Annotated in this window: 11 protein-coding genes; 9 read left to right on the forward strand and 2 right to left on the reverse strand. The window is 45.7% G+C overall.

Annotation, left to right across the window (positions count from 1 at the left end; genetic code table 11):
• The first annotated feature begins 55 nt into the window (after positions 1-55).
• The 6 genes from fabR (at position 56) to J8Z24_RS00625 (ending at position 6,369) form a co-directional block, all read left to right on the forward strand.
• A complete protein-coding gene (gene fabR, locus J8Z24_RS00600; protein ID WP_125251318.1) occupies positions 56-679 on the forward strand; it encodes an HTH-type transcriptional repressor FabR in 624 nt (207 codons plus the stop codon).
• A gap of 376 nt (positions 680-1,055) precedes the next feature.
• Positions 1,056-2,603, forward strand: coding sequence for a 2-isopropylmalate synthase (leuA, locus tag J8Z24_RS00605; RefSeq protein ID WP_147389767.1), 1,548 nt, complete (start codon positions 1,056-1,058; stop codon positions 2,601-2,603).
• Positions 2,600-3,676 (forward strand): 3-isopropylmalate dehydrogenase, encoded by a 1,077-nt coding sequence (leuB, locus tag J8Z24_RS00610; RefSeq protein ID WP_252095102.1) that lies wholly within the window; start codon positions 2,600-2,602, stop codon positions 3,674-3,676. The genes leuA and leuB overlap by 4 nt, the downstream gene beginning before the upstream one ends.
• 15 nt (positions 3,677-3,691) lie before the next feature.
• Positions 3,692-5,095 (forward strand): 3-isopropylmalate dehydratase large subunit, encoded by a 1,404-nt coding sequence (leuC, locus tag J8Z24_RS00615; protein WP_176032935.1) that lies wholly within the window; start codon positions 3,692-3,694, stop codon positions 5,093-5,095.
• Complete coding sequence (leuD, locus tag J8Z24_RS00620; protein WP_125251322.1) at positions 5,092-5,691, forward strand: 3-isopropylmalate dehydratase small subunit; 600 nt, start codon at positions 5,092-5,094, stop codon at positions 5,689-5,691. Before leuC ends, leuD begins: the two co-directional genes overlap by 4 nt.
• Before the next feature lie 87 nt (positions 5,692-5,778).
• Positions 5,779-6,369 carry a hypothetical protein gene (locus tag J8Z24_RS00625; protein ID WP_125251323.1) on the forward strand — a complete coding sequence of 197 codons (591 nt, stop codon included), beginning with the start codon at positions 5,779-5,781 and terminating at the stop codon, positions 6,367-6,369.
• Positions 6,370-6,448: 79 nt separating this feature from the next.
• Here J8Z24_RS00625 and J8Z24_RS00630 read toward each other — a convergent pair whose 3' ends face one another.
• Positions 6,449-6,823 carry a hypothetical protein gene (locus J8Z24_RS00630; protein ID WP_176032934.1) on the reverse strand — a complete coding sequence of 125 codons (375 nt, stop codon included), beginning with the start codon at positions 6,821-6,823 and terminating at the stop codon, positions 6,449-6,451.
• Between the two features lie 54 nt (positions 6,824-6,877).
• Between J8Z24_RS00630 and J8Z24_RS00635 the strand changes: the two genes are divergently transcribed.
• Complete coding sequence (locus J8Z24_RS00635; RefSeq protein ID WP_128729806.1) at positions 6,878-7,315, forward strand: tellurite resistance TerB family protein; 438 nt, start codon at positions 6,878-6,880, stop codon at positions 7,313-7,315.
• 21 nt (positions 7,316-7,336) lie between these two features.
• On the opposite strand, the gene J8Z24_RS00640 is transcribed toward J8Z24_RS00635, so the two are convergent.
• The gene (locus J8Z24_RS00640) at positions 7,337-7,849 is read right to left on the reverse strand and encodes an RNA polymerase sigma factor (RefSeq protein WP_125251325.1); all 513 of its coding nucleotides are present in this window, start codon (positions 7,847-7,849) and stop codon (positions 7,337-7,339) included.
• A 468-nt stretch (positions 7,850-8,317) separates the two neighbouring features.
• On the opposite strand from J8Z24_RS00640, the gene J8Z24_RS00645 reads away from it, so the two are divergent.
• Positions 8,318-8,521, forward strand: coding sequence for an MbtH family protein (locus tag J8Z24_RS00645; RefSeq protein WP_125251326.1), 204 nt, complete (start codon positions 8,318-8,320; stop codon positions 8,519-8,521).
• Positions 8,522-8,673: 152 nt separating this feature from the next.
• Entirely contained in the window at positions 8,674-13,899 is a 5,226-nt protein-coding gene (locus J8Z24_RS00650; RefSeq protein ID WP_176032933.1) for a non-ribosomal peptide synthetase, read from the forward strand.
• Positions 13,900-13,901: the final 2 nt, after the last annotated feature.

The following is a 13,901-nucleotide window of genomic DNA, read 5'->3' on the forward strand; positions in this document are numbered from 1 at the left end:
AAGGTTTAGACTGCGCTTTATTGTTCTTATTTTCGAAGCGAATTGGGGAAAGTCCATGACAGGTGTCCGTGCCCAACAAAAACAGAAGACTCGTCAAGCGCTTATCGAAGCGGCATTTAACCAGCTGAGTGCGGAGCATAGTTTCTCTAATTTGAGCCTGCGTGAGGTTGCAAGAGAGGCTGGTATCGCACCTACTTCTTTTTACCGCCACTTTAAAGATATGAACGAGCTTGGCTTAACTATGGTGGATGAAGCTGGCTTAACCCTGCGGCAATTAATGCGACAGGCAAGACGCCGCATTGCCAAAGGCGGTAGCGTTATTAATACGTCTGTTTATACTTTTATGGAGTTTATTGAGCAGTCGAGTAACCAGTTCCGGTTGTTACTACGTGAACGCTCTGGCACCTCACCGGCATTCCGTGCTGCGGTGGCACGAGAGATAAAGCACTTTATACTTGAGCTTGCACATTACTTAGAGACTGAGACTAGGGTGGATGCGCATCACGCTCATATGCAAGCTGAGGCTATGGTCACTTTGGTATTTAGCTCAGGTGCAGAGGCCTTAGATCAAGACTCACAACAACGTGCAGAACTTACCGAGCGCCTGAAGTGGCAACTGAGGTATATCGCAAAAGGTGCTTCAGGATATGCGAAGCACCCAGAGCCGCCCAAAAAATAGCCTTGCATAGGCTATTTTTTTGCTTGTAATTAAAATTCAAAATTACCCTGTTCATTTCATATACTATCTGTATTTCTCTCTTAAATTGAAAGATATTGTCTATTAAATACTTTTTTTAGACTTAAATTTTTATTTTATATATTTTAAAGTCAGTTTTGATGGATAATTTATGCTTGATTGTCACTTTTGAAGCATGTTAAAACATAACTAATTCATCAACAGGAACACCTAGCTCATGAAACTAACAGCGCGTTTGTCACTCCTTCTTAACCTCCTACTGGTAAACCACAGGGGTGGGGTGTAATTGCGCGAATTGAGCGACATTTACTGTAGACACCCCGCACTTGCGGGGTTTTTTTTGGCTGAGGATAAGGGTATGCAAGATAAAGTTTGGATTTTCGATACAACGTTAAGGGATGGTGAGCAGGCACTAAAGGCCAGCTTAACCGAAGAAGATAAAATACAACTGGCGCATACCATTAGTCGGCTCAATGTGGATGTGATGGAAGTGGGTTTTCCGGTATCCAGCCCCGCGGATTTTCGTGCCGTACAGCGCATCGCCAAAGAAGTAAGAGGACCTGCAATTTGCGGCCTAGCCCGTGCTGTGGCAAAAGACATTGACGCCTGTGGTGAAGCCTTAAAAGGCGCAGAGCAGCGTCGTATCCATACGTTTATTGCAACCAGCCCACTGCATCTAGAGCATAAGTTAAGAATGAGCTTAGATGACGCGACTAACATGGCGATTAACGCCATTTCTCAGGCCAGAAAGTACACCGATGATGTTGAGTTTTCTTGTGAGGATGCTGGCCGTACCCCTTATCCAGATCTGTGTCGGATTGTTGAAGCTGCAATAAATGCTGGCGCCTCTACGATTAACTTGCCTGATACCGTTGGTTACGTGACGCCCGATGAGTATGCCGCGATGATCCACCATATTCGCCATAATGTACCTAACATAGACAAAGCAAGATTAAGTGTACATTGCCATAACGATTTGGGGCTTGCGGTAGCAAACTCTATCGCTGCGGTACAAGCAGGTGCAAGGCAAATTGAATGTACTATCAATGGTATTGGTGAGCGTGCGGGGAACTGTTCACTAGAAGAGGTGGCGATGATCATGAAGATGCGTCAAGACCACCTAAAAGTTCATACCGATATTCGTAGTGAAGAAATCTACCGGGCATCACGTCAGGTCGCTAAAATTTGCAATATGCCGGTACAACCGAATAAAGCAATTGTCGGTGAAAATGCGTTTGCACACAGCTCCGGTATTCATCAAGACGGCGTGCTAAAAGCACAAAATACATACGAAATCATGGCACCTGAAACGGTAGGCGTACCGAGTAACCAGCTAAATATGACGTCTCGCTCGGGTCGTCACGTGATTGAACACCGCCTCAATGAACTTGGTTATCAACAGTCAGACTACGATATGGATAGCCTATATGACAGCTTCTTAGCGTTAGCTGACCAAAAGGGTACGGTTTATGACTATGACCTAGAAGCGATGATTTACTTCAATCAGATCAAAGATAAAGATGAACGCTACCAATTGCAGTTCGTTAACGCTTCATCTAACTCGCAATCTATCGCCAGCGCCACGGTTGGAGTCACAATCAATGGGGAGCTTAAGCAAGAAGCGGCAACAGGTAACGGTCCGGTGGAAGCGGCATTTTTGGCTATTGAACGGATCACAAATATGGCGATTGAAGTTGTGGAATATAACTTAGACGCAACTAGTCAGGGCGCCAGTGCACTAGGCCAAGTGAATATCATTGCGAAATTTGATGGCAAGCAGTATCACGGCGTAGGGCTTGCTTCTGACATCGTAGAGGCATCGGTAAGAGCGATGATCCGAGTATATAACCTAATCGATAGAGCACAAAAAGTGTCAAGTCTTAAACAACAAAGGAAAGCAGGATGAGTCAAGCAAGCTATAAAGTAGCAGTACTGGCAGGTGATGGAATCGGTCCAGAGGTGATGCAAGCCGCTGAGCTAGTATTGGATAAAGTGGCGACTAAGTTCAACTTTACTTTAGATAAGTCGGCGCAAGCGATTGGTGGCGCGGCTATTGATGCGTTTGGCGAAGCCTTACCAGCAGCAACATTAGCTGCATGTGAAGCCGCTGATGCTATTTTATTTGGTTCTGTCGGTGGGCCAAAGTGGGAGCATCTGCCACCGAATGAGCAGCCAGAGCGGGCATCTTTATTACCGCTTAGAAAGCACTTCCAGCTTTTTTGTAACCTGCGCCCTGCGCAGCTATTACCCGCATTGAGCGCTGCCTCGCCACTGCGCAGTGACATTAGCCAACAAGGTTTTGATATTTTATGCGTCCGTGAGCTTACTGGCGGGATTTATTTTGGCGACAAAGGTCGCCAAGGTAAAGGCGAAGACGAATCAGCGTTTGATACGCAAACCTACTCGCGCAAAGAAATCGAACGCATCGCCCGTTTTGCGTTTGATGCTGCAAGGCTCAGAAATAATCATGTGACGTCGGTGGATAAAGCGAATGTACTTGCAACTAGTGTGTTGTGGCGTGAAGTGGTCAATGACGTGGCGAAAGAATACCCAGATGTGGCGCTTGATCACATTTATATCGACAATGCCGCGATGCAGCTAGTCAAGCAACCTAGCCAGTTTGATGTCCTATTGTGCGATAACCTGTTCGGTGACATCCTTTCTGATGAATGTGCAATGATCACGGGTTCCATGGGGCTGTTACCATCGGCCAGTTTAAACCAGTCAGGCTATGGTTTATATGAACCTGCGGGTGGATCAGCGCCAGATATCGCCGGTAAAGGCGTGGCTAATCCTATTGCACAAATCTTAAGTGCTGCGTTGATGCTGCGTTATTCCTTGGGGCAGGACGAAGCCGCGCGGGCAATTGAAAAGGCGGTAGCAGAGGCAGTGAAAGATGGTGTGGGCACACCTGACATCTACCCGCAAGGTGGGTTTACTACAATGGATGTCGCACAAGCGATCGTCGATAGGGTCTAATAAGGGTAAGAGCAAGTGGCAAAAACATTATACGATAAAATTTGGCAATCCCATGTAGTTGCCAATTTAAATGAACAAACGGATCTGCTGTACATCGACCGTCACCTTGTACACGAAGTTACTTCACCGCAGGCGTTCGCTGGATTGAAGGAGCAGAACCGCTCCGTGCGTTGTCCACATAAAACTTTTGCAACGATGGATCATAACGTATCCACTAAAAGTCGCTCACTTGAGGCAGCCAGTGATGTGAGTAAAAACCAGCTACAAGCCTTGGCACAAAACTGTGAAGAGTTTGGTATTGTACTGTATGACTTAAACTCGATTAACCAAGGCATAGTACACGTAATGGGGCCGGAGCAAGGGATCACTTTGCCAGGCACAACCATAGTGTGTGGTGATAGTCATACTTCAACACATGGCGCATTTGGGGCGCTGGCTCATGGTATTGGTACATCAGAAGTTGAACACGTGCTGGCAACACAAACATTACAACAGAAAAAAGCCAAATCGTTAAAGATCCAGGTGAACGGTGTATTGCGCCCGACCGTGACTGCAAAAGACTTGATCCTCGCTGTGATTGGGCAATTAGGCACAGCTGGTGGCACGGGTTATGTGGCTGAATTTTGTGGCACAGGCATTGAAGCACTGTCAATGGAAGCGCGAATGACGCTCTGTAATATGAGTATTGAAATGGGGGCGAAGGCAGGGCTCATCGCACCTGATGAAAAGACATTTGAATATTTACGTGGGCGTCCATTTTCACCTCAAGGCAAAGACTTTGATGCTGCGGTGCGCTACTGGCAAACGTTGCATAGTGACCCGGAGGCCGAATTTGATCGTGTCGTGGAGTTAGACGCTGATAGCGTGCAACCTCAAGTAACGTGGGGAACAAGCCCAGAGCAAGTCATTGGGATTAATGACTTAGTCCCAAACCCTGACGATGAACCTAATTTAGTTAAAGCAGATGCGATGCGCAGCGCGCTGAAATATATGGGCCTCACAGCAGGGCAAAAGCTAAGCGATGCCAAAGTTGATACTGTATTTATTGGCTCTTGCACCAATAGCCGGATTGAAGACTTACGCGCTGCGGCACAAGTGGTAGCGGGTAAACGCGTAGCAGCAGGTGTTGAAGCGCTTATTGTCCCGGGATCTGGCTTGGTAAAGCAGCAAGCCGAACAAGAGGGCTTAGCCGATATTTTTAAAGCGGCGGGATTTGAGTGGCGCGAACCGGGCTGCTCGATGTGCTTGGCGATGAATGACGATCGCCTTGGTGCAGAAAAGCGCTGTGCTTCAACCTCAAACCGTAACTTTGAAGGGCGCCAAGGGCGAGGCGGTCGTACGCACTTGGTGAGTCCAGCAATGGCTGCCGCAGCAGCAATTGCAGGTCACTTTACTGATATTCGAGGAGAGGCGTCATGAGCGTGTTTCACAAGGGCCTAGTTGCGCCACTAGACAAAAATAATGTTGATACGGACCAAATTATTCCCAAGCAGTTTTTAACTTCAACCAGTCGTGACGGCTTCGACAAAGCGCTATTTTATGACTGGCGCTATCTTGATGAAGGTCAGCCAGATCCCAACTTTGTGTTAAATTACCCACAGTATCAAGGGGCATCAATTTTATTAACACGCGATAACTTTGGTTGTGGCTCATCTCGTGAGCATGCTCCTTGGGCACTTAAGCAATATGGCTTTACTGTGATCTTAGCCGAGAGCTTTGCAGATATTTTCTTTAACAACTGTGGCAATAATCAGATGCTTTGCATTGCGCTACCAGCCAGTACGCTAGATACGCTTTTCGACGCATGTGAGCAACAATCACAAGTGCATTTGAGTATTGACCTCGAAGCGCAGCAGATAAGCGGAACAGGTATTACGCCAATTGACTTTGAGGTGCGAGAAGACATTAAAGCGCGGCTCTTGAGTGGCCTTGATTTTATTGGTGAGACCGAATTATTAAATGCCCAAATTGATGCGTTTGAGCAGCAGCTGGCTACGACAAGACCTTGGCAATAATACTTGTTTACTCAATTTGGTCGAATAATTTTGCCACCAAGCCAGAAGCTGATTAAGCTCTGGCTTTATTTGTTTTAGGTGTCTCCAATGAAAAAATTAACTTTCGCGCTACTCACGACCTTGAGTTGCGCAGCTTTTGCGCGTCCAGCCCCGCTGGTTTCAATTCCTAGTCATGATGCGTTTTTCGATAGTATCAAAGCGCATTGTGGCAAAGCTTATGAAGGTAAAGTAACAGTAGATAATCAAGGTCCCAGCAGCTTTAGCGATGCGCGCCTTGTGATGCACGTACGCAAATGCAGTGATACTGAGCTTCAGGTACCGTTTCATGTAGGTAAAGATGCGTCAAGGACGTGGATCATCACCAAAACAGGCAGCGGTTTGAGCCTAAAGCACGACCACCGTCATGAAGATGGTAGCGATGATGTTTCTACTATGTATGGTGGACATACCTTAGATGCAGGGTATAACACAGTGCAGTCGTTCCCAGCGGATGAATACTCAAAACAGTTATTCATCCAGCAAGGGATCCCTCAATCCGTAGGGAATACATGGCAAATGTATATTTACCCAGAGCAGTTCACCTATCGCTTAGTTCGTGAGGGAAGAGAGTTTCGTGTCGACTTTGATTTAACGAAGCCGGTGACTGCACCAAAAGCACCATGGGGATATAAAGACTAAGTTCAGCGCTGAGTTGTAATACTAACTATTCGAAGATTAGGTTAACTATGCAATAAAGCGTTGAAAGTAAAGTGTGTGATTACCTTGCCACACACTTTATTTCAACTGTTAAATCATTTTGATAGGGTCTTGGCTCTAATGGGAGCCTGTCAAAATCTTGTACACCACTGAGTAATGTCACTTGTGGATGAGCACCTTGGCATAAGCGCTTTGCGTGACGTAGCAAGAACACACTTTGCTGCCTGAAGTGTGCATAACTATCAGGCTTTATAGCCAGTTTAAAGTAGGTATCACTATAAGTGATTTGCTCATAATGGACTTTATGGTCAAAATCATAGTGTTTCTCAGCCTCACCTTTTGGCACCTGAGTGTATTGACATGCGCTAAGTAATGCTACACCCACTGTTAGAGAACTTAGCTTTAACGCGCTTGGTCTTAATGATAACTTAGGCATAACTATCCTTTTAATCTGCTACATTCATAGTATATCACATAGGAGATGAGCAACTTGCTTAACCAACTAAAAAAGCTGTTCCAAAGCTTGCAAGAAACCGCTTCAAAAGAAGAGCTCGATTTTAATACTGCTTTAGCTGCGTTATTGGTGGAGGTAATGCGAGCGGACGGTAAGTTGCAGCAATCAGAGTTCGATAAAATCGCAGAGCTGCTAAAAACGCGTTGTGAATTACCACAGGCTCAAGTCACAACCCTTATTGATGAGGCGCAGCAGTTGGTCGAGCATGCAGTGGACATGTACTCATTTGCTAAACAGATAAACAACCATACCAATGATGTAGAGCGCATCGAGGTAATAGAGCTGCTGTGGCATGTGGCATATGCAGATGGCGAGCTAGACAGTCATGAAGACCATATTATTCGTAAAATTGCCGGTTTATTTTACGTTGCACATGCCGATTTTATTGCCGCTAAGCTCAGAGCTAAACCTTAGGCTAATTCGCTGCTTTTGCCATTAATGACTGACTAACTCTGTTTGGCAGCTGCTGATTGCCTCTTTGATCATAAAGTTGACTAAAGTTGGAGAGATTTTATAAAGGCTGGCAATCTCTTTCTGCTTTAGCCGACCATTACGATAAAAGGAGAGAATGTTTTGGTGGCGTCTTGAGAGCTTTCCAATCGTTTCGTTGATTTTTCCGCTCAGCTGTTCATTCTCATATTTTGCTTCAAGATCGACCTGCTGATCGGTAAGTTGCTCTAGATGACCTGCCTCAATATCCACAATATTTTCACGGTTAAACTTTCTGAGCATATCAATGGCGATATTTCTTGCTACTTGATAACAAAAGCTTGTTGCATTTTTAACTGCTAGGTTTTGACAATTAGACATACCAGCCAATCTAATATAAGTATCCTGCAGGGCATCTTCTGCCAAATATGGACAGCGCAAAATACTGCTTAGGTACACAAGTAATTTTGATTCGTTTTCAGAAATAACACGCGACCATTTTAGCGCAAATTGAGACACAGCGACTTACTCCTTAAGTATTCCAAAAATAACAACAATGCAAATGATAATAATTATCAGTTATTCTATTTTTTATCTGGGAGCCATGTCAAGTGAAAAGTTTACTTTTTGTGTATTGTTTTTTCTTCAAATTAACAAAAGTATTTGTTTTGGGTATTCAGCTGGGGAGGTAGATAAATTAATTTCTAACTTATTGTTTTTAAAGCAGGTAAGTGAATTTTTTTATCCATTATGGCCCGTGAGTCATAGAGAAAATAGTGGGTTATTCGCCGTGAATGCAGTGCGATTAATACTAAAAGTTAATGTTATTAATGTGTTTTTTATTTTGATTTAAGGTTTCTATTTGAGCTTTTGTGTTAACTGGGCTGTGAGGCTGCACAGTATTAACGAATAAATAAAACTAAATAATTTTGTCCGTGAGGCGTCATTGCTAGCAACTTAGTTTATTTACAGTCTGGGTGAAAAGTTATGAGCTTTGATAATGAGAATTGCACATTTAAAGTATTGATAAATCATGAGGAGCAGTACTCTTTATGGCCAAGTTATAAAACTATCCCTGGAGGATGGCAAGAAGCTGGCTGCGAAGGAGATAAGCAGACTTGCCTTGATTTTATCAACGAACACTGGGTGGATATGAGACCGCTGAGCTTGCGTCAGGCATCTTCTAGTTAATCATCCGCATTCTTTTTTAATCTATTTAATGTCGATGGGTTTATGGAATTTAGGTTTCATCACTGAGCCCATATTGTCCAATTTTGTTCGTTAGCAAGCGTTTTCAATTAGCCATGTGCTGCTATAAACATCGGAGATCCTCGGAGTAATCTATGTCTGCCATTACCATTACAGACTACCTTGCGCGCCATGCCGAAGCTCAACCTGAGCAACTTGCGTTAGTATGTGTCGAACGCAAAGCAACCACACAGTGGAGTTATCAAACATTACTAGATAAGGTAATGTCTCTTGCAGGTCACTTTCAACATCATGCAAAGATAGGCGACAGAGCGCTAATCTTGATGGAAACCGGCATTGAATATGTAGCCAGCTTTTTAGCGTGCCAATACTGTGGGATCACCGCTATTCCCAGTTTTCCTCCAGAGTCAACAAAACCACAACACCTAGCGCGAACGATAGGGATTGCTAAAGACGCCAGTGCGACCTTGATCCTGACCACATCACGTTTTAGCGACACGGTGCAAGCGCTGACATCACAAACTCCCGATGCTTCTATGTTGAGTGTTGATACGCTTGCGCCATTTGATGGCAAAGCCGAGCGCGCTGACGTTGCACCAAGTGACATTGCTTTTTTGCAATATACCTCAGGCTCTACTGCTGCTCCGAAAGGCGTTATGGTCAGCCATGAAAACTTGATTGCCAATGAGCGCGTTATTTGCGAGCGAATGGCCACAACCGCTGATGACGTCATGATTAGTTGGTTACCGCTGTTTCATGATATGGGACTAATCGGCGGCCTGCTACAGCCACTCTTTGTTGGTTATCCGCTGGTATTGACGTCACCTCGTTACTTTATGGAACGACCAGTGAGATGGTTGCAGTTACTGAGTCAATACAAAGGAACGATTTCTGGCGGGCCAGACTTTTCATTTCGCTTATGCTTAGAGCGCATCAAACCACAGGTAATGGAAACGTTAGATCTTAGTCATTGGCGGGTTGCTTTTTCAGGCGCTGAGCCTATCCGGCATGACACCTTGATTGATTTTGCAGAGCGCTTTGCTGTATGTGGGTTGGACAAGCAAGCCGTTTACCCTTGCTACGGTCTTGCCGAGGGTACCCTGATGGTAACAGGTAGTCACGCAGGACAGGGGGCATATGTTGCTGCATTTGATAGCGAAGCACTGGCAGCAGGAAAAGCAACTGAGGTGCCGAGTCAGGATTGGCGAAATACCGCGCAATACCGCCATCAGGTTGGATGTGGTGTGGTTGCCAGCGAGCATTTTTTGCGTATTAGCGACCCGCATACACAGCAGCGTCTTGATGATGGTGAAATTGGCGAAATATGGACCGCAGGCCCAAGCATCGCTGTAGGGTATTGGCAAAATGAAGCTGCGACACAAGCAACATTTGTAGAATTGGACGGTAAGCGTTGGTTAAGAACCGGTGATGTCGGTTACATCTATGATGGTCAGTTGTTTATTTCTGGACGAGAAAAAGACCTGATCATTATGAATGGTCACAACGTTTATCCGCAAGATATAGAAAGGATCATTGAGGCGGAACTAAACTTTGTACGCAAAGGTCGAGTCTCAGCGTTTCCGGTACCCAGTGCCCAAACGGGTGAAGGGATCGGTCTTGCGATTGAAACCAGTAATAGTTACCGCAACTCAGTTGCGGCTGAACACACCGCAGAAGTTATCAGAAACTTTGTAAGTACCCAATTCGGACATAGTCCCGAGTTAGTGCTGTTGCTAGATCAAGGCACGTTACCGAAAACCTCCAGTGGCAAACTACAACGTAGCGCCTGTCTCAAACTGTATCAACGTGAACGGTTGGTACCGTATGGGGCATTTGATAGCGAAGCGCTGCGCAATCTCACTATGGCGGAGTGTGGCACTGAAAAGTGGTCTGATTTTGAATTGACCATTGCCCAACTGTGGCAGCAAGTGCTCAACTATCCAGTCACAAGCGATAAAGCAAATTTTTTCTCGTTGGGCGGGAACTCACTCAAAGCGGTGCGCTTAATTGCTGCGATACAAACCCAGCTTGATTGTCAATTAGACACCACTTGTTTGTTCACCGCACCAGAATTTGGTGCATTTTGCGAGTTCGTAAAACAAAACAAAGCGCAACTCAGCACGCAAATACAATTGCAGCCGTCTCAACAAACAGATTATCCATTGAGTGCTCAGCAGCAGCGGCAACTATTCCTTTGGCAATTACAGCCAGACAGTAATGCCTATCATATTGGTGCAAAAACTACGTTAACCGGCGCCTTGTCCAATGCGCATATTCAGCTGGCATGTAGTACAGTATTTGAACGCCATCCTATCTTGCGACAGCAATTTCTTAAAAGTCGTGATGGTATGTGGCGACAGTCAGCGTCTTCTCGTGAAATGGTTTGGTGTGAAGAAGATTTATCACTGTGTACGCAAGATATACAGTCGCAGTGGATAGCAAAGTGGTATCGCACACCTTTCGCACTTGCAGAGGGAGAGTGCTTCAGAGTAGCACTGATAAAAGTTGCGCCACAGCAGCATAGATTACTGATTGCAATGCACCATATCGTTGGTGATGCGTGGTCATTTGAACTGCTACTTAAACAAATCGCTGAGGCTTATCAAGCTTTGGAAGACAAGGTGGAGACAGCGCAAGCACTCCCGTTATTGCAATATGGTGATTTCGCTCAGTGGCAGCAAGATTGGCTTGAAAGCGCAGAAGCTTTGCAGCAAAAAGCATACTGGCTGGCTCAGTTGTCAGGTGATGGGGATGAGGAACTTATTACACCGCAGTATGGCAATAGCTTAGCAGAACCTGCGTCGGCGCTACTTGGCGAACGAGTCGGGTATCGTCAGGTGCAGCAACTTCAGGCTTTCGCTCATCAACAAGGTGCCAGTTTGTATATGCTGTTGTTGGCGTCCTTGCAAGTCACGTTTTATCGCCTATACGCCAAGGCCAAGCCAAGAATTGGCGTCCCGATTGCAAACCGTCGTAGTGCCGCTACTCAAGAAATGTTGGGCTTTTTTGTCAACACCCAAGTGATCAGTGCACATATTCAGCCTGCGATGTCATTCACTGAAGTGCTAGCACAGGTTAAACAGCGCGCCCTTGAGGCGCAGCAACATCAAGACTATCCGTTTGAAAAGTTAGTTGAAGTGCTAAACCCAGAGCGCCAATTGGGGAAAAACCCATTATTCCAGTTCATGCTGAACCATGTGGAATACCAAGCGAACCCATGGGGTGCATGTACATCACTGCGTGCTGAAGGTGTAGAGGCACTCAATCAGCAAGCGCAGTTTGACTTTAGTGTAGACTCAAAATTGTTTGATGACGGTCACCTTGATATCGAGCTGCAATACAACAGTGCGCTATTTTCAGACGCGCAAATGCAGACCTTTATACAAAGTTGGTTGACGGTACTTGAGCATGCTACTCAAGCGCCACAAAAAGCAATCGCGGAGCTGACGACGGTAAAACAGCCCACTGAGTTATTAGCGTTGGGTCAAGGTAAAGCGAGCAGCGAAGCAACACCTTCGTGGCTGGCACAATTGGCACATCATGCCAACACCAATCCAGACGCAACAGCCATTATTTATCGAGACCAAAATTATAGCTACAGTTGGTTGTGGCAACGGGCACATGCCGTAGCTCGTCAGCTTAATACAGCTGGCCGTGACGAAGAGCTGGTCGTTGGTATTTTGTTACCACGAACACCAGAGATGTTAGCCTGTACCTTAGGATGTCTGCTTGCCGGCGCGGGTTATTTACCATTAGATGTCAACTTCCCAGATGCTAAATTGGCGTTCATGCTGAAGGATGCAAACTGTGGCAAGCTCATCAGTGATGGTAGCAAAGTCAATATAACTTGTGCGGGTGGCGTTTACACTCCTGCTGAGTTATTTGAGACTTTGGATAGCGATAACAGCAATGAAATTAGCGCTACAAATCCGCATACCGTGGCGTATTTGAACTATACCTCGGGCTCTACGGGCACACCAAAAGGTATCGCGATAGCGCATGACGCATTGGCAAAATATATTGAATCGGCCATCGACTTTATTGGCTTAACAGTGAATGACGTGGTGCTGCAATTTGCAACCGCCAATTTCGATGCCTTTGTTGAGCAGGTATTCCCAACTTGGACTGTCGGCGCAACAGTAGTGCTCAGAGAAGACGCACTGTGGGATGCACAAACCTTATATCATCAAGCAAAGCGTCATCATATTAGCGTGATGGATCTCAGTGCTGCTTATTGGCGTTCAATTGCTGCATCATGGGCACAGCAAGCTAAGCGTGATGGCGCGCTGGTATTGCCTCACCTACGCCAAGTTCACTCTGGTGGTGAAGCCATGTCTGTTAGCGGCATTGCGGATTGGCGTGCCGCTGGATTGGCCGATGTGAAATTATTAAATACCTATGGACCAACAGAAATAGTGGTTGAAGCCAGTGTGTTTGATTGTCGCACACTTGGCTCATCGAAGACTGTACCTGTAGGTACGGCAATTCAGGGGCGGCAGCTTTATGTTTTAGATTCGGCATTACAGTTAGTGCCCCATGGTGAAGTTGGTGAGCTTTACATTGGTGGTGACATTCTTGCTCGCGGATACTGGCAGCAAAGTGCACTTACCGCTTGTAAGTTCATTGCTGATCCATTTAGAGACGATGGTGCTCGCATGTATGCCACGGGCGACTTAGTGCGTTGGCAAGGTGATCAGTTAGCATATATTGGTCGTCGCGATCATCAAGTGAAAATCAGAGGTTTTCGCGTCGAGCTTTCAGAAGTCGAATCACAACTAAGTAAGTTGCCTCAGGTCAATCACGCCGTGGTTCAACTTAGAGAAGGTCAAGACACTGCTAGCCTCGTCGCATTTGTTGAGGCTGAGCACACTTGTGAGTCTGAGTTAAAGCAAGCATTGCAACAGCATTTACCTCATTACATGATCCCAGATGTGATTCAAGTGCTTGATAAGTTACCGCTTTCTGATAGCGGGAAATTAGAGCGTCATAAGCTTCCCAACATCGAATCGACACCTGTTGAACCGCTGTTATCACAACAAACAGGAAGTGCACTAGAGCAACAGTTGCTGCAAGTATTTGCGCGCCATCTACAGCGCGATGCCATTGCCATGGAGCAAAACTTCTTTGACTTAGGCGGTCACTCATTGATGTTAATGGCTATCTTTGATGAGCTAAAACAAGATCACCCATCATTAGTCTTAACGGATCTATTCCAATACCCCAGTATTGCCAGCTTGGCGGCTCATTTAACCAGTCAGTCAAGCACCCAAGTTGCGTCGTCAAACGCGCCAAATAGTAAAAAACAAAAGCAAGCCATGAATGCCTTTGCTGCCAAGAAGCGAAAATCAAGAGAAGCATAAAC

The sequence above is a fragment of the Pseudoalteromonas sp. SCSIO 43201 genome (assembly GCF_023716725.1).
GTDB classification, from domain to species: Bacteria; Pseudomonadota; Gammaproteobacteria; order Enterobacterales; family Alteromonadaceae; genus Pseudoalteromonas; species Pseudoalteromonas peptidolytica.